Annotated in this window: 14 protein-coding genes; 8 read left to right on the top strand and 6 right to left on the bottom strand. The window is 58.6% G+C overall.

What is annotated here, in order from left to right:
- Positions 1 to 2: 2 nt before the first annotated feature.
- On the bottom strand, positions 3 to 2297 hold the full coding sequence (locus tag FSV73_RS19265; protein WP_145009967.1) for a PAS domain-containing protein: 2295 nt from the start codon (positions 2295 to 2297) through the stop codon (positions 3 to 5).
- A 384-nt stretch (positions 2298 to 2681) separates the two neighbouring features.
- Here FSV73_RS19265 and FSV73_RS19270 point away from each other — a divergent pair, with 384 nt between their 5' ends.
- From FSV73_RS19270 to FSV73_RS19290, 5 genes are read left to right on the top strand one after another with little or no spacing between them, the layout of a single operon-like run.
- Entirely contained in the window at positions 2682 to 3119 is a 438-nt protein-coding gene (locus FSV73_RS19270) for a TIGR03757 family integrating conjugative element protein (RefSeq protein ID WP_145009970.1), read from the top strand.
- Entirely contained in the window at positions 3116 to 4063 is a 948-nt protein-coding gene (locus FSV73_RS19275) for a TIGR03756 family integrating conjugative element protein (protein ID WP_186309283.1), read from the top strand. Before FSV73_RS19270 ends, FSV73_RS19275 begins: the two co-directional genes overlap by 4 nt.
- A gap of 17 nt (positions 4064 to 4080) precedes the next feature.
- A complete protein-coding gene (locus FSV73_RS19280; RefSeq protein ID WP_145009973.1) occupies positions 4081 to 5451 on the top strand; it encodes an integrating conjugative element protein in 1371 nt (456 codons plus the stop codon).
- 2 nt (positions 5452 to 5453) lie between these two features.
- Complete coding sequence (locus FSV73_RS19285) at positions 5454 to 5834, top strand: hypothetical protein (protein WP_186309284.1); 381 nt, start codon at positions 5454 to 5456, stop codon at positions 5832 to 5834.
- 22 nt (positions 5835 to 5856) lie between these two features.
- Positions 5857 to 7395, top strand: coding sequence for a conjugal transfer protein TraG N-terminal domain-containing protein (locus tag FSV73_RS19290; protein WP_145009980.1), 1539 nt, complete (start codon positions 5857 to 5859; stop codon positions 7393 to 7395).
- Positions 7396 to 7442: 47 nt separating this feature from the next.
- Here the strand turns inward: FSV73_RS19290 and FSV73_RS25995 are convergent, their stop codons facing one another.
- Positions 7443 to 7799: a DUF3742 family protein gene (locus tag FSV73_RS25995; RefSeq protein ID WP_145009983.1), complete on the bottom strand. Its 357-nt coding sequence runs from the start codon at positions 7797 to 7799 to the stop codon at positions 7443 to 7445.
- A 124-nt stretch (positions 7800 to 7923) separates the two neighbouring features.
- Here FSV73_RS25995 and FSV73_RS19300 point away from each other — a divergent pair, with 124 nt between their 5' ends.
- From FSV73_RS19300 to FSV73_RS19310, 3 genes are all read left to right on the top strand, one after another.
- Complete coding sequence (locus FSV73_RS19300) at positions 7924 to 8205, top strand: type II toxin-antitoxin system ParD family antitoxin (RefSeq protein WP_145009986.1); 282 nt, start codon at positions 7924 to 7926, stop codon at positions 8203 to 8205.
- A 3-nt stretch (positions 8206 to 8208) separates the two neighbouring features.
- Positions 8209 to 8562 (top strand): type II toxin-antitoxin system RelE/ParE family toxin, encoded by a 354-nt coding sequence (locus FSV73_RS19305; protein ID WP_145009989.1) that lies wholly within the window; start codon positions 8209 to 8211, stop codon positions 8560 to 8562.
- Between the two features lie 130 nt (positions 8563 to 8692).
- The gene (locus FSV73_RS19310) at positions 8693 to 10060 is read left to right on the top strand and encodes an IS3 family transposase (protein ID WP_145009991.1); all 1368 of its coding nucleotides are present in this window, start codon (positions 8693 to 8695) and stop codon (positions 10058 to 10060) included.
- Here the strand turns inward: FSV73_RS19310 and FSV73_RS19315 are convergent.
- From FSV73_RS19315 to FSV73_RS19330, 4 genes are all read right to left on the bottom strand, one after another.
- Positions 10057 to 10425, bottom strand: coding sequence for a response regulator (locus FSV73_RS19315; RefSeq protein WP_145009994.1), 369 nt, complete (start codon positions 10423 to 10425; stop codon positions 10057 to 10059). The genes FSV73_RS19310 and FSV73_RS19315 overlap by 4 nt on opposite strands.
- An 88-nt stretch (positions 10426 to 10513) precedes the next feature.
- Entirely contained in the window at positions 10514 to 10882 is a 369-nt protein-coding gene (locus tag FSV73_RS19320; protein WP_145009997.1) for a response regulator, read from the bottom strand.
- 93 nt (positions 10883 to 10975) lie between these two features.
- A complete protein-coding gene (locus tag FSV73_RS19325) occupies positions 10976 to 13075 on the bottom strand; it encodes a hybrid sensor histidine kinase/response regulator (RefSeq protein ID WP_145010000.1) in 2100 nt (699 codons plus the stop codon).
- Positions 13076 to 13265: 190 nt separating this feature from the next.
- Positions 13266 to 15728: an ATP-binding protein gene (locus FSV73_RS19330; RefSeq protein ID WP_186309288.1), complete on the bottom strand. Its 2463-nt coding sequence runs from the start codon at positions 15726 to 15728 to the stop codon at positions 13266 to 13268.
- Between the last annotated feature and the right edge of the window lie 671 nt (positions 15729 to 16399).

Here is a 16399-nt window from a genome sequence, read left to right on the forward strand (position 1 = left end):
CATTATTCCTGAGAACCGTCGACAAGCGCCCGTATCCGTGCAGCTATCGTGCTGACTGTAAAAGGCTTAGTCATTACAGCCAGACCAGGCTCGAAACATCCGCCGCCGAGCACCGCGCTATCGGCATAGCCGGTGATAAATAGGACCTTAAGTGTCGGGCGACTGACTAGGGCTGCATCTGCCATCTGTCTTCCGTTCATCCCTCCTGGCAATCCAACGTCCGTCACCAAAAGATCAATGGACAAATCGGATTGGAGAAGCTTCAAACCTGACGCACTATCTGCAGCCTCAATCGCTGCATAACCGAGCTCTATCAAAATATCCATCAATAGAGTACGAACTGACGGCTCGTCGTCCACTACTAAAACTGTTTTATCGCTAGCAAGCCGGACCAAATCGAGGGGCTTTGAACCGCCCACATCCTTCTCCGCCACTCCATCGTAGCGAGGAAGATAGATAATTACATCAGTGCCTTGGCCCACTTTAGACTCAAGATGAATGGACCCACCAGATTGCTGAACAAAACCGTAGATCATGGAAAGCCCTAAGCCAGTACCTTGACCCGTAGGCTTCGTTGTAAAAAATGGTTCAAAAGCGCGGCTAATCACTTCGGGGGGCATGCCCTCGCCGTTGTCAGTTATGACCAACCGTACATACTGGCCCTCGCGCATGCTTAGCCGGGCAGCAGAACTTCCATCCACAAAGGCGTTATCAACTTTGATAACAATTTCACCACCGCTAGGCATTGCGTCACGAGCATTGATGCAAAGATTAACAAGAGCGTTCTCAAGCTGTGCTCGATCCACAAGTGTAGGCCAGTCAGAGGATGATCCCCTTACGGTAATAGGCATGCCTTTTCCCACTGTTCGCTGTATCAGCTCAAGCATGCCGTGGGCTAAAAGCGCAACATCGGTAGGCTTAGGCTTAAGCGTCTGTCGCCGGGAGAATGCAAGCAGACGATGGGTGAGCGCTGCTGCACGCTGGGCGGCGTTCTGGGCTATCGCGACGTAACGTTGTACGTCTTGGAAGCGATTTTGTTGCAATCGCAAGTGCATCAATTCCAGCGATCCCGAAATCCCTGCGAGCAAATTATTAAAGTCGTGAGCCAGCCCCCCGGTTAACTGCCCAACCGCTTCCATTTTTTGACTCTGTCGAAGGGCTTCCTGAACAAGATTAAGTTCAGTCTCAGCTCGCAACTTATCGGTCACATCTCGAGCATAATGGAATGCGCCGATCACATCGCCGCTTTTATCACGCAGCGGTGTATAAGAGAGCTCCCAATACGGCTTTGCTATTTCAGAATCACCAAACCTCTCTGTCACCGTGAACACTTCGCCACGGAGCGCGCGCCTCATGAAACCATGCATTATATCAGCTTGACCAGCAGGAAGTTGCGTATGGAAAACCTCACCCAACCGCACTCGATACCCATAAATACGGTAGAACTCGTCACTATGAGATTGATTAAACGCGATCAATTTAAAGTCGTTATCGAATGCGCAAATCGGAGCCGTATGAGACTGAATTATATCACTATACAGCTGCACTTCCGCCGTGCGCTCAATCACCTGTTGCTCCAGCGTTTCATTCATTGTCCGTAAAGCAGCTTCAGCTGCCTTATGAGCAGTGATGTCTTGTACCATCCCGTGAAGCTTTATAAGCTGTCCCGACTGATCAAATTGAGGAGCACTGTAAGCAGCAATCCAGCGTATGGACCCATCGTCCTTGCGGCGAATTCGACATTGAAAGTTCCAGCCATTCCCACTTGCCGCTGCCGCGTCAAACGCAGACGTGACAACTGCCAGATCCTCAGCAAATACGTGACTTAGAAAAGTTTCGATACCCCAATCTGCAACAGGCTCAGAATAGCCGAATATTTGGTCGTGCCGCAGAGCACGCACGGATGTATTGCTTCGGATATCAAGCTCCCATTCGCCTATGAGGCCTGCCTCGATAGCTAACCGAAGTCTTGTTTCACCCTCACGAAGCGCCGTCTCGATCTGTTTGAAATGAGTATTATCAAAGACAGTTCCGAGCCATTCGACTATCTCTCCGGAGTCGTCAAACAATGGCATTGCGAGAAACCGGGCCCAGCCAATCTCGCCATCATTCCGCTTGATCCGATGCTCGATTCTGTACGTATCATTAGCCAAGCGCGCACGTACTATCTCTGCCCGTACAGCCTCATGATCTTCGAGCGGAACGTAGTTATTAAGCCACTGGAGGTCTTCAAGTGGAGTATTCGCAATGAAGTCTCCCCCGGACAGCTCATAGAGACAGCGCCAATCTGCGCTCATGCGAAACCGGGCCTCGGATGAGGATCGGCTCAGTGCGTCAAGCGTACGATCATAGGCTGACCTTGGACCACGTGGACTAGACGACTCGGGCACGGCGTTTACTCTTTAGACGTGTAGGTAATTTGGCGCGAACAGCTCACTCTGGGAGTTGAGCTTTCTCCACCCAGGAGGTATGTCGTCGCCCTATAGGCAGGTAAGCTCGCACTCAGAGACCTATGATGCCGAAGGTAGATTATCGAGTCTGTCCAGCCCGAGCATTCCTAGTCTTGGTCGATCAGCACAACTCTTATCCTAACCTCCGGCGCTCCAGATACGGTTTCCCACTGACCTAGGCCTGCCCAATCGCGTTCCCTGTACCAGTCATCCCTTTGCCTGGTACTGCGCATGCTCCCTCTACGTTCCCGCTCGCTAGCTGGGCCGCCGCTCCGCTGGCTGACCTATGCACTCGCCGCCTGCAGCGCGCCCCTCGCGGTGGCTGACGTGCTAGCCATCTCCAACGCCGCTCACCCCCTGACCAACAGCGCTGGAGCTCGCGTCATTCTTCTGGACGCCCCCGAGCGCCTCGAGCAGCAGCTCTCCGAAGGTCTGCCGGCGGACCCGCGGCAAGCCGCAGCCATCATGCAACAGCGGATGCGCTCGGCGTCGGCGGAGCAGCTGGGCCGGGATCTCGCCAAGGCGCACCAGGATGTCGCCGACGTCTGGAGCCTGGGCGTCACGAAGCTTCCTGCCGTGGTAGTCGATCGCCAGTATGTGGTCTACGGCCAGCCCGACGTGGCGGCCGCCGTGGCCAGCATCGAGCGCTTCCGGAGCACTGGACGATGACGCTGCGTCTGCAGCGCTTCCGGCGCCTCGTACTGGCCCTCCCGCTGGCCACCAGCCTGCAGGCCACGGCAGCGGTCACCACCGCGACCATCGTGTCGTCTTCGCTCTCCCACGAGTGCCTCGAATACAAGGTGGTCGGCATCTGCTACTGGCTGTTCTGCACGCCGTTCGGCTGCAAGGTGAAGACCTCGGCCAAGGTACGGCACTTCGTGCCCGATGCGGTGGTGTCCAGCTACGCCAATACCGGCGAGAACCCGTGGACCGAGATGGCCTCTTTCAGCCCAGTCAGCAGTGTCGCCGCCGGCGGCAATGACCCAGGCGACAGCGCGACTCAGGCGAACGCCACCGTCAGCGCCCGGTTCAAGAACACCGACGTCATCGGCCACCCGGGTGGCTACGCCTTCAGTCAGTTCGCCAGCGGCTCCGGCTACACCTGCAAAGGCGCCGGTACCGCCTACATGCCCTACCTGCTCAGCAACTACGACTACCTGGCTTGGCGGTACGGCATTCCCGAGGTCGTGTATCCGGAGGCCCTCATCCCGGGCAAGCGCGAAGTGGGCGGCACCTTGTCCGGCGACCTGTGGGGCAATGTCTATCCGCGCAGCGGCTTCTTGCATCAGCCCGACGACTACAAGGCGGCGGCGGTCATGGCCCAGCGCGCCGGCGACGTAGTCACGCGCTCTGGCCAGATCCACGTCTACCAGCCTCTGCTAGCCCAGGCCGAGGACGGCTACTGGCCTGCGGGCGAGCTGGTCGAGAGCGACGCCACCACCGGCAAGTGGCAGGAGCTCACGCCCACGCTTAGCCAGAGCTGCGCTGCCTTTCCCAACCCGGGCCCACAAGTCCAGGACGCCGTCGGCGCCTATGCCTGGGCCCTGTGGCGCCCCTATAGCTGCTGCAAGCGTGAAGGCCAGGTCTTCCTGGGCAGCACCGACTTTCAATGATCAGGGAGCCGTCGATCATGAGCACCACTCGCCTCACCCTGCTGGCCAGCACCTGCCTGGCCGGCCTTCTCCTCGGCAGCGCTGTCCAGGCGGTCGAGCCCTACCGCGTGCAGTCCCAGGGCAGCGTCATCGGTGACGACGTGCTCTACAGCATCGGCGGCGGCAACGCCGTGTCCATGGGCAGCGTCGGCAACATGGATAGCATCCAGATCGGTGGTGGCTGGAACACCAACCTGATCTGCGGAAACATGAGCCTGACGAACACCCTGCAGAACCAGCTCAACGGCGCCACCCAGGGTTTTCAGACCATCATGAGCTCGGTGCTGCAGAACGCCACCAGCGCCGTCGCTTCCCTCCCCGGCCTGATCCTGCAGCGCGCCAACCCAGGCCTGTACAACCTCATCACCAACGGCATTGGCCAGGCCCGCCTGGATTTTGATCGCTCGAAAGGCACCTGCCGCGCCATCGCCGACAAGATGCTCGATGTCGCCGGCGGCCAGGTCGGCTGGAACAAGCTCGCCGAGGGTGAGGCGATGAAGTCGGCCGCTGCCAGCACCACCGATGCCGTCGCGGCCATCAACCAGGTCGAGCAGAAGAGCGGGAACGAGGGCGTGACCTGGGTTGGCGGGAGCAAGGCTGGGGGCACCGGCCAGCAGCCCATCAAGGTAGTCGGCGACGTCACCAAGGCCGGCTACAACATGCTCAGCGGCCGGGCGCCCACCAGCACGGGGAGTATCCCTGCCAGCAGCTGTAACGGCGGCCTCGTCTGCAGCACCTGGTCATCACCGCAGGAGGCCGCGACCTTTGCGACCCGCGTCCTGGGCGAGCAACAGCAGCAGACCTGCGACAACTGCCAGAAGACGGTGACCCAGGTCGGGGTCGGGCTCACCCCGCTTATCCAGGAGACATACGACACCAAGCTCAAGGCGGTGAACGCGCTCATCGCCGGCACCCAGCCGATGACGGCAGAGAACCTGGCCGCGGCAGGCAGCAACTCCATCCCGATCACTCGCGGCATCATCGAATCGCTCCGTACCGAGCAAGACCAGGACGTGCTGGCCAAGCGACTGGTGTCCGAGGTCGCCCTGGCCGATGTCATCGAGAAGGCGCTGTCTCTGGTCCGGACCTTGGCCGCTGGCCGCCAGGAGCCCAACGTCGCCGCCAACCAGGTCGCCCAGACGCAGGTCGACCAAAACGCCGCCAACCTGCAGGCCGAGATCCAGAACCTCAAGACCGAGCTGGACATGCGCCGAGAGCTGGCCGGCAACTCGCCGACCACCATCCTGCAGCGCGCCTCGATCCGCAAGGATGCTTCTAAGGGCATCTTCCAGGGCGATCCTCTGCCGAAGCGGCTGGATCGTGTCGAGAGTCCGAGCAAGGGCCAATGACCATGAGCCATCTTCCCGGCGAAACCGGACAACCTGGTCCCTCTATGCGCAAGCAGCATTGGGCATCTCGTCTCGCCAAAGGCGGACTCAAGAGCCTGACCTGGACAGTGACTGTCTTGCTGACCACCGTGCTGCTCGCCCTGGCCTGCACCCAGATGATCCAGTGGCTATTCGGCGATGTGGCGGGCTACCAGCGCTGGACCGCGGACCATGCTGGCTTCCTCCAGGCCTGGCGGATGGGCATCTACGCAGCCCTCGCCGCCGGTTGGTGGCCAATCCGCAGGCGTCTCGGTCGCCTGCCAGGTGGACCGTCACGCCTCGTCCGATGCGAGAGCCTGGCTGTCTTGGTCATCGCGCTCTACGAACTGCGTCTCCACCTGTAGCTCGAGCTAGGAAAGAAGACCTATGACGCTCTATACCAACCACTACCTCGAGTATTACCTGACCCTTGTGGGTTGGCTGATCAACAGTGCCATCTGGGAGATGATCGGCAGCACCGGTCTGTTCGCGGCGCCCTTCGCTGCCATCGTTATCCAGGAGTGGCTCCGCGCCCGCGGCGAGGGCCAGGACGAGGGCAACAAGGGAGTGCTCAGTCTGGCCAGGATCGAAAATCGTTTCTACGTGGCCATATTCGTCATCCTGCTCGGGCTGATGCCAACCCCCGGGACGACCTTGAGCTTTTCGACCCTGGAGTACGATAAGACGCGCTCCCAGCAATGCCAGGTCGACGTGCTCAAGCCGTCCGAGACCGGCTGGGGTACAAGCTTCAGTACCCTCAACGGCAAGAGTGCCCAGATTCCGCTCTGGTGGGCAGTCGTCCACGCTCTGTCCAAAGGCTTCACCGCCGGGGCGGTCGCAGGCATCCCATGTGGCCAGGATCTGCAGCAACTTCGCATGGAGGTAAATGCCAACCGGATAGGCAGTCCCCTTCTCGCTCAGGAGGTCGCGGATTTCACCAACGACTGCTACGCCCAGGCCAGAGCCAAGCTCTTCATGACCCAGCCGAAACTCTCCGATGCTGAATTCGAAGATGTCAGCTGGATCGGCTCCAAATACTTCCTGACCATCAATGGGTACTACAACGACGGCTCTTCCGGCTTTCGCTCACACACTCCCCGGCCATCCTGGCCTTACGACACCACCCGCGATGCGGGGCTGGCACAGACCTCGGGCGGTGGCGGGTACCCGACCTGCAACCAGTGGTGGAGTGACTCGTCCGTTGGCTTGCGTGCGCGGCTTTTGGCGGCCGTGGAGCCCAGCCTGATCACTCAGCTCGCGCAGTGGGCCAAACTGATGAGCAAACAGGAAGTAGAAGACCAGGTGATCCGTGACCTGGTATCACCTCGCAAACAGGTACTGACCCAGGGCCAGGTGTATGGCGATTACGGTGGCCAGGTGGGGGGTAGCTTCGGAAGCAGCCTTTCTCGCATCACAGCCACAGCAGGTCAGGCGGTGGGCTCGATTGCGATGTATCCGGCCATAGACAGCGTGCGGCAGGCTGCGCCTATGGTACTGGCCTTTCTGATGATGGCCTTCATCATCTGCATCCCCATCGTGCTGGTGCTGGGCACCTACGATCTGAAGGTAGCCATGACCCTGACTTTCGCGCAGTTCGCCTTGGTCTTCGTCGACTTCTGGCTGCAGTTGGCACGCTGGGTCGACAGCACGATCCTGGACGCCCTGTACGGCAACATCATGGGGGCCTCTCCCCATCTGAACTTCAACATCATGATGGGCGTGAACAATGCGCAGGGGGATCTGCTGCTGGACTTCGTGATGGGAACGATGTTCTTGGTGCTGCCGGCGTTTTGGATAACGGCAATGAGCTGGGCGGGTGCGAAGGTAGGTAACCTCGCCCAGGCGCTTACGGAAGGAACGAATAGCGCGAAGGTAGCAGGCCAAACGGGGGGAGATGTTGTGACAAAGGCAGTCGGCGCTAAGTAACTCGAAAGTTAGAAAGCTAGTTAAGAGCTCGACTCGAAACTAGCTTTCTAAAGCCGCCACTCATCTCTACTACCCAACGAGTTCAAGGGGTGGCCCAAAGCATCCCGCCCATAAGGTGCATCAGGATCTGTGTCGCTAGTGCTACTTGGAGAAGCATTAGACGCCAGCCACAGGTACCCGAGTGCAAGCATCAGCGGCACAAAGAGATATAGCGAGTAAACTGCAGCAGCTACTAAGACAACAGCCCGCACGCACCATTTCAGCGGTTTAGCGATGCCCGCCGGCACGCCCACCATAGCCAAGCCATTCCAAATAGCGCCCTCAGCCCGGACGAGCACACGACTCGTATCCAGCTTCCCGAGGTGGGTCCAATCTTCCGTCGATCCCGATTTGCGCGTGGTCATGGATAATGCCTCATTCCATGGAAAGTGTTGGCTCTATGCTGGCACTTATACGCCGCAATCGATGACACTACAAGAGGCATGGCATAAACTGCCATAGCCCCACATTACCTACTCTGGAGCAGCCATGCCCACCCGGAACATCGTCATCCCCGACCCGCTTTCCTACGAGATCGATCGCTTGGTGGAGAGCGGTCGTTACCAGAACGCCAGCGAGGTGGTACGCAACGGGCTCCGCTTGCTGATTCAACAAGAGGCCATGGTTTCCGCCAAGATCGAGGCGCTGCGTAACGCCACAGGCTCAGCGATCCAGCAACTGGAGCAGGGAACATTCGACGAGGTGCCTGCCGAGGATTTGGAGCAGTACCTGGAAGGCCTGGGAGTTGATGACAGCCGCATAGGCCGCTGACCCATGAAGTACCGTATCTCCGCCGAGGCCCGTCAGGATCTCGCTGACATCCTGGTGTACTCCGCCCAGCAGTTCGGCCCTGCGGCGCGCAAGCGCTACCAGAGCCTGCTGGTCAACAGCTTCAATCTGATCGCAGCCGAGCCCTACGCGCCGGTCACTCGTGCCCGTGATGAGCTGCACGAGGGCTTACGCAGTCTCCATCTGGCCCATACCCAAAGGGGTATTCCGGCAGATCAGCGCGTCGGCCAGCCTCGCCATGTGGTCTTCTACCAGATCGCGGCCGAAGACCTCATCGAGATCGTCCGGCTGCTGCATGAGGTGATGGAGCCCAAGGAGCACTTGGTCAACCCTGAGTAGCCAAAAGGGGCGAAGGGGCTGGCGCAAAGGACGTAATGGAAGGGGGCCATAAGGGTAAAAGCCCTACCAGAAAGGGCTCCGCCGTTGGTGAAGTGACCCCCGAAAGCTGGACACCACCTTGGAGGTGCCAATGCCCAAGTATCCCCTTCCTTTCAAAATGAAGATCGTCGCCCAGTATCAAAGGGGAGACTGCACCTACGGCCAGCTTGCTAGAGAGCACCGCGTCAGTGTGGTACAGGTAAAGGAGTGGATTGGCACCTACGCCAGGCACGGAAAAGCAGGTCTACAAAAGCGCTATCGGTACCACAGTGTCGATTTTAAGATCGAAGTTGTACGACAGATCGCCGAAGGGCTATCAATCCGACGGGCAAGCGAGCGATTCAACCTCAATCGCTCGCAAATGCAGCGTTGGGTCAACGCGTGGCAGCAGTATGGTATCGAGGGATTGGCTAGCAAACGTAGAGGTGATGCCTTGCCCCATCCCACTGTTCCAAATCCATCCGCTTTCAAGTCCCACAGCGCAAGCCCCGTCCGAGAACTGGAAAAGCAGGTTGCCTATCTGCAGGTGAAAAACGTCTTTCTGCGCAAGGCCATGAGCCTGGGTCTCAAAGACAGTGACCTGGACAATCGGCAAAAGGCACTTATCGTGCAGGAACTACGGTCACGGTATCCGCTGGATGCGCTTCTTCAGGGGGCCGGGCTTCCTCGAAGCAGCTTTTACTACCACCTCAACGTTGCACGCCAACCGGACAAACAGGGTGCGCGCAAGGAGAGCATCCGAGCGATGTTCACCCGTCATCGGGGGCGCTATGGCTATCGACGAATCACCCAGGCATTGCGCAACGAAGGGCAGCAGATCAATCATAAAGCGGTACAACGTTTGATGGGCGAAATGTCTTTGAAGTGCACGTCGCGACGTCGCCGTTACCGCCCCTTTACAGGGCCAGAGTCCTACGTTGCCCCCAACCTTCTTGAGCGGCGCTTTACCGCACCGCAGCCCAATCAGCGATGGGCGACTGATATCACCGAGTTCCGCGTCAATCAAAACCGGCTGTACCTGTCGCCGATCCTTGACCTGTTCAATAGAGAAATCGTGGCTTATGAGATAAGTGAGCGAGCGACGTTCACCATGGTCTTGCGAATGTTGAAAGGCGGACTAAAAACGCTTCGACCTGACGAGAAACCGCTGATCCACTCCGATCAGGGTTGGCACTATCAATACCCTGCCTACCAACAGACGATTCGCCAGCACGGCATTACCCAGAGCATGTCCAGGCGAGGCAATTGTCTCGACAATGCCGCGATGGAAAGCTTCTTCGCAGTGCTGAAATCCGAGCTTTTCCACTGCGCAAAATTTGCCACAGTGGAACAGTTAGCGGCGGCAATTCGAGAATACATCCACTACTACAATCACGAGCGCATCAAGCTGCTACTGGGAAGCCGCAGTCCCGTCGGATACCGCATGGCAAAAGCGGCAGCCCGCGGTGGCGGTAGCTAGTGGAGCGCTTGCCGTATCGCTCTCTCGAGATCTGCGAACAGCCAAGGCTTTTGCAGAAAGACGACGTGGGCGGGAAGCTCGGCACTCACCGAGTACTCATAGCCTGTCGTGATGATCGTTGGCATGTCCGGCCAGCGGCTCAAGAGCATCTGGGCAAGCTCTGCCCCTTTGAGCTGTCCAGGCATCAGGTGGTCGGTGATCAGCAAGTCAGGACGCAAACCGCCCAGGACAGCGACCAACGCATCATCACCAGTGGTGAAGTGATGTAGTGTCGCTCTGCTGTCCGCGAGAAAATCGTCCAAGATCTGACCCAACATCAGATTGTCCTCCACTACCACAACACGTACAGACGTAAGGTTCAGCATCAGCTGCTCGAGGGGGAGGTCAAACACTCATTTTAGCAGCAGCTGTAAAGGCTTACCTAATCATTGACTTCGCTAATGTCAGCAGCCACTACGCTGCCAACAATTGCTTACGAATGATCTCTTCGATCTGCTGATAAGACCAGGGCTTGGCGATGAAAGCCGCGTTAGGGGCCAGGACATGATGTTGAGTACCGCTATAGCCGGACGTAAGCACTACCGGCAGCGCGGGCCAACGGTCCGCCACGATCTGCGCCAGGTCAAAGCCGTTGAGCCGCCCGGGCATCATCACGTCTGTGACCACTAGGGCGATCTCATCGGCATGTTGTTCTAAATAAGACAAGCCACTGTCGGCGCGATCAGCCGTCACCGCAGTAGCACCCATATCAGATACGATTTCCGAAAGCAGCAATAGTAAAAGCGGTTCGTCGTCGACGACTAGTATCTGAAGTGGGAGCAAAATTCATCACTTGAAGGCAACAGCCGACATATCGGAAGGCAGGGACCTGTAGACTGCCCAATCTTGGTGACGTTGCTGCAAAATGACGGGTGGTCAATTATCGAGCACCTGTCTGACCTTGATGGCCAGATCCCGCAGCGTAAAGGGCTTGGGCAATAGGGCAACACCTGGATCCAGGGTTCCATTATGAACGATGGCATTGCGTGTGTAGCCCGTGGTGTAGAGCACGCGCATGGAGGGCTGGGACAAGCCTATCTGGTCGGCCAATTGACGCCCCGTCATCTCAGGCATGACAACGTCGGTGAATACCAGGGAGATCTCCGGATGCTGGGTGAGCAGGTTGAGCGCCATCGCGCCGCTGTCGGCATCGAGCACCTGATACCCCAGCTCCAGCAAGGATTCCACCGAGATGACGCGCACCCGCGGATCGTCTTCTACCACGAGGATCAGCTCGCCCTCATGGGCGATCGGAATGACATCGGTCGAAACGTCGAAACGTTCAGCTGGCTTGGCATCACCCCGATAGCGCGGCAAGTAGATCTTGACCGCCGTACCATGCTCCAGCTCGCTGTAGAGCTTGATGTGACCTAGCGATTGTTTGACGAATCCATAAACCTGCGAGAGCCCGAGTCCTGTGCCTCGGCCTACACCCTTGGTGGTGAAGTAGGGTTCGAATACCCGTTCAAGTGTTGCTTCGTCGATCCCGCTCCCGGTATCCGTCACCGCCACCAGGACGTACTCACCTGGCTCAATCTGATGCTGGTCTGCGTAGTAGTCGTCGATATAGACGTTGCCGGTCTCGACGGTAATGCGGCCCCCGTCTTCCATGGCATCCCGAGCGTTCACGCACAGGTTGAGGATGGCCTGCTCCAGACTACCGATGTCGGCCTGCGTCAGCCACAGCCCAGCATGCTGGACGAATTCCACCTGATAAGCGCTGCCCAGGGTTCGCTGCAACATGCCTGAGAGACCGGTAACCAGCCGATTGAGATCGACCGGCTCCGGCGACAAGACTTGCTGGCGGGAAAAGGCCAGCAGCCGGTGCGTCAGTTCCGCTGCGCGGGTGGTGCCTTCCAGCGCCAGATCTGCGTAGCGATCCACCTGGGTATCGCCCCGCCGCAGCCGCGCCTGCAGCATGTTCAGGCCGCCCATGATGACGGTCAGCATATTGTTGAAGTCGTGGGCGATGCCACCGGTGAGTTGGCCAACAGCCTCCATCTTCTGAAGCTGTCGGACCTGGTCCTCGGCGAACTCGCGGGTATGTCGCTCATCTCGCAGGTCTTGGTGCGACTGGCCCAGCGCGACTTCTTGACTGGCGGTGAGCGAGCGCAAGGCCACCACGTCCTGCTCAAAGCCACTCGCGCGGTTCTGCATGGCATCGACGTCTGTACAGGTCGAGAACCAGCGGATGACCTCTCCCTCCAAATTGCGGATGGGCACCGCGCGGCAGAGGCACCAGTGCAACCCGTCACCTACGGTCTGCATCTGGAAGGTGGCCTCCCATTCGCGCTCATCAGCCAGGGTCTGAGCGCGCTCAGCGAGTATCTGGTCTCGCGCCTCTTCGCCAATGAGTGAATGCCAGCCGTTATTGACAAGCTGTTCGGTCGAAAGGCCGGAAAAGGTCTCCCATTGAGGATTGAAGTAAAGGTCGTGGCCTTTTACATCAGAGATCCACACTAGCTGGGGAATGCTCTCCGCAAGCTGTTGGAATTGCTGAGCCAGCTGTTCCGTGTGCAGCTGGCGACGCTGTTCGGCTTCCACCCGGTCGGTCAGATCGCGAATGATCTTGACCATACCCACGAGATACCCCTCGTCCCACATGGGCATCATCACGCCGCTGGCCCAGAAGCATTCGCCGTCCGCGCGCAGGTGCCAGCGATCATCAATGGCCCGCCCCTGACTGACCGCCAAGCCAATCTCGCGCTCAGGCACGCCCATGTCCCGGTCTTCCGCGGTGAAGAAGCGATGCATGGACTCACCCAGCATGTCGTCCCGTGACCACCCCAGAATCTGGTGGGCGCCTGCGCTCCACTCAGTGATTCTGCCGGTCATATCACCCACGACGATGGCGTAGTCCAGTGCGCTGTCGAGTACCAGACGACTGGAGCGCTCGGCACGATCGAGCCGTTTGCGCAGGTCAGCGTTTTCCCGACGCAATTCGTCGAGGGAGGGAGCGTTTTGATCCGAAGCCAAAGAAAGCGCCTTGTCAGCGAGTGACGGCTAAAAGTGAAGGTGTGCCAGCGGGCAGCGCTGCGAAGCCCGATGCCGGCATGCTTGACGGGGCAGCTCAAGCGCAATATCGCCTGAGCGCCTTAACGCGGTCAGATTAAGATGATAGTTAGGGGCTGCCAATGCCACTGCCCTTATCCGGTGACCACCGACATCATGACGGCGTCCCGATCAACTCCCGCATACGCGCGGCCAAGACGTCCATGGCGAAGGGCTTGGTCAGCACCGACATACCGGGTTCTAGTTGACCGTTGTTGAGTAACGCATTCTCGGCAAAGCCGGTGATGAACAGGACCTTCAGATCAGGTCGACTGGCCCGTGCAGCATCAGCCATTTGCCGGCCATTCATCCCGCCCGGCAGGCCGACGTCGGACACCAGCAGATCAATGCGGACATCCGACTCCAGCACCTTGAGTCCGGAGACACTGTCGGCGGCTTCAATCGCGACGTAACCCAACTCCTCCAGCACCTCTGTGACCAGCATGCGCACCGTGGGCTCATCGTCGACCACCAAAACGGTTTCACCCTCACGCGCGGTCTCACGCTGGCCGAGAGCGTCGTCTATGACTTCGATACCAGCCGCACCAACATACCTGGGCAGGTAGATGCAGACCATGGTCCCATCGCCTTCTTCAGAGTAGAGGCGAGTCTGGCCTCCGGACTGTTTAGCGAACCCATAGATCATCGACAGCCCCAGGCCAGTCCCCATCCCCATCGGCTTGGTGGTAAAGAAGGGATCGAAGGCTTTGGCCATCGTGGCTTTGGACATGCCAGAGCCATTATCCGAGACACAGAGCGACAGGTATTGACCGGCCGGAATGTCGTGCATTTGGCCACCGCGTCGATCAATCCAGCGATTGCCGGTTTCGATGGTGATCTTGCCACCGCCGGGCATGGCATCACGTGCATTGATACAGAGATTGAGCAGGGCATTTTCCAGCTGCGATGCATCCACAAGCGCTGGCCATAGCCCGACGGTGCCCACGCTTTGCACCTCGATGGCGGGGCCAACCGTGCGTTGAATGAGGTCCAGCATGCCACTCACCAGTTGATTGATATCGGTTGGTTTGGGGGCAAGCGTTTGCCGACGCGAAAAGGCGAGCAGGCGATGAGTCAGCGCCGCGGCGCGCTTCGTGGCGCCCTGAGCAGCTGTGAGGTACCGATCCAGCTCATTGACTCGTCCCTGGCTGATCCGCGCGGTCATCAGCTCCAACGACCCTGAGATGCCGGCCAACAAATTGTTAAAGTCGTGAGCCAATCCCCCCGTTAACTGTCCGACTGCCTCCATCTTTTGCGCCTGACGCAGAGCCTCTTCGATCTCACGCTGGTCAGTTAGGTCGCGGCCGACAAAGTGGAACAGTTCGGTGCCGGGATCCGGCGCGGCGGTCCACATGATGGTGCGACGCTTGCCCTCACGGGTGATAAGGCGATCTACGAAGCCCGTGATCGTCTCGCCTTGAGCCAAACGCTCTAATGCCTTAAGCGCGCCAGGGTGATCATCTGGATCTACAAAATCGATAAAGGGACGACCCAGTAGGTCGCTTTCGCTCCACCCCAGCACCTGCTGCCAGGCAGGGTTTACGACCTTGAGGTAGCCTGCCAGGGTCGCGCTGCCCATGAGGTCATTAGTGGTTTCCCAGACCCGGTTGCGCTCGCGTGTGCGGTGCACGACCTGTTGTTCCAGCGTTGCATTCAGCGCCTGCAGGCGCTGCTCCGCCCGCCGGCGCTCGACGGCATAGCGCGTCAGCTCTGCGATATCCTTGACGAAGGCAATCTCATCCTCTCGCCACTGACGGGCGTGGGCGCACACGACAAAAAACGCGGCGACAAAACGCCCGTGCTCCATGATCGGAAAGTTGATCAGGCTGTGGACGTTGATGGCCGAGAACCGAGTGACCTGATCGCGAGTGCGGGGATCAAACGCCACATCGTGGATGACCACCGTTTGACCCCGGCGCAGATCTTCCACATAGGAGCCGTACTCCTCGAAAAGGTAGCGGCCGGCCAAGCGCGTGCCGCTTCCCGCCGTCCAGTCACGCTCCACGTGGACATAGACGCCGTCCTCATCCATGACGGCATAGGCCGCGGCTTGAAGATCGAGCCGCGCTCCCATCACCTGAGCAGCCATGGCCGCCATGTCCAGTGGATCATCCAGATCCCGGATACGGTCCTTGAATACGTTCAGCAAATCACGTGACTTGAGCCGATCTTGCTCCTTCTGGCTAGTCTGGATCTGCTGGTGCAGCTGCTGGTTGACGCTTTCTAGGGCTTGCTGCTGTCGGACCGGTCCCGTCGTTTCAATGCAGCCCCCTAGGAACCCCCCTACTGTGCCGTCATCCAGGCGAATAGGGGTCCAAAAGTAAGTGAAAAAGGCATCTTCGACGTAGCCCCTTCGTTCGAGCCGCAGAAGGAGATCCTTTTGTGTAAAAGCTTCGCCCCGGTACGCACGTGCCACCAAGGGTTCAAGCTCCGTCCATACCTCTGGCCAGGCATCTTGGAAGCTATGGCCAAAGGCAATTGGATGACGCAGACCAAGAATGGGGATGAGGGCATCGTTGTAGAGATAGGTAAGGTCCTTTCCCCAAACGATGAACATCGGGCCGGCCGTGCTAATCATGAGCGCGGCACTGGACTGCAGCGAGGCGGGCCAGTCCTTCACCGCTCCTAATGGAGAGGCGGACCAATCATGCTCGCGCAAAGCGGTAACCATGTCGCTGTCAGGCAGGTGCGGAAGCGTGTGATCAAGCACTGCAATAGCTCTCGGGGAAGAGGAGTAACCAGGGATGGGGAGCGTCACAGCACAAGCGACGAGAGTGCTCGTGATAGAGCCTGTCGAGCACCAAGGTGCAGCCCTGAAGAATTGCGCCGGAAATGGTCTGGACGTCGTTCAACGCGGCCAAATGGGCACCCGCACGGCGAAAGTGAGGTTCCAGGGTCGTCCAATCCAGCGCGCGATCCATGTCAGCAATGAAGCCTGAAATAGCAGAAGCTGCACGGTCGTTAGGCAGTGGAGGTAGGCTAGCTGACATTTATCAGGGGCTCACTGGCAAAAGGCCATGCTTATCGCGATTATCGTTGAGTCAAATTATAGCGCCACGTGGCTCGTGGGTCGATTGAGAATGCCATCGCGACCAGATGGCTTTAGGCCAGTTAACGTGTAGCCGACAAGGATCAGATTCAGTAGCTGTAGCAACTGATTCGCCAATCGTTGTCACAAGCTATCCATTTTCGAATCAAAAGACCTGCACTATTCGAGTCCAACCTATGACTATTGCAAGCCTCACCGAC

This window comes from Pseudomonas oryzihabitans, assembly GCF_007665395.1.
Classification (GTDB): Bacteria; Pseudomonadota; Gammaproteobacteria; order Pseudomonadales; family Pseudomonadaceae; genus Chryseomonas; species Chryseomonas psychrotolerans_C.

Bases quoted from the DNA above. Each gene is read 5' to 3' on its own strand.
- FSV73_RS19315 (WP_145009994.1), bottom strand. From the start codon at position 10,425: ATGCTGAACCTTACGTCTGTACGTGTTGTGGTAGTGGAGGACAATCTG.
- FSV73_RS19330 (WP_186309288.1), bottom strand. From the start codon at position 15,728: ATGATTAGCACGGCCGGCCCGATGTTCATCGTTTGGGGAAAGGACCTT.
- FSV73_RS19265 (WP_145009967.1), bottom strand. From the start codon at position 2,297: ATGAGCGCAGATTGGCGCTGTCTCTATGAGCTGTCCGGGGGAGACTTC.
- FSV73_RS19275 (WP_186309283.1), top strand. From the start codon at position 3,116: ATGACGCTGCGTCTGCAGCGCTTCCGGCGCCTCGTACTGGCCCTCCCG.
- FSV73_RS19310 (WP_145009991.1), top strand. From the start codon at position 8,693: ATGCCCAAGTATCCCCTTCCTTTCAAAATGAAGATCGTCGCCCAGTAT.
- FSV73_RS19280 (WP_145009973.1), top strand. From the start codon at position 4,081: ATGAGCACCACTCGCCTCACCCTGCTGGCCAGCACCTGCCTGGCCGGC.
- FSV73_RS19290 (WP_145009980.1), top strand. From the start codon at position 5,857: ATGACGCTCTATACCAACCACTACCTCGAGTATTACCTGACCCTTGTG.
- FSV73_RS19300 (WP_145009986.1), top strand. From the start codon at position 7,924: ATGCCCACCCGGAACATCGTCATCCCCGACCCGCTTTCCTACGAGATC.
- FSV73_RS19285 (WP_186309284.1), top strand. From the start codon at position 5,454: ATGAGCCATCTTCCCGGCGAAACCGGACAACCTGGTCCCTCTATGCGC.
- FSV73_RS19270 (WP_145009970.1), top strand. From the start codon at position 2,682: ATGCTCCCTCTACGTTCCCGCTCGCTAGCTGGGCCGCCGCTCCGCTGG.
- FSV73_RS25995 (WP_145009983.1), bottom strand. From the start codon at position 7,799: ATGACCACGCGCAAATCGGGATCGACGGAAGATTGGACCCACCTCGGG.
- FSV73_RS19305 (WP_145009989.1), top strand. From the start codon at position 8,209: ATGAAGTACCGTATCTCCGCCGAGGCCCGTCAGGATCTCGCTGACATC.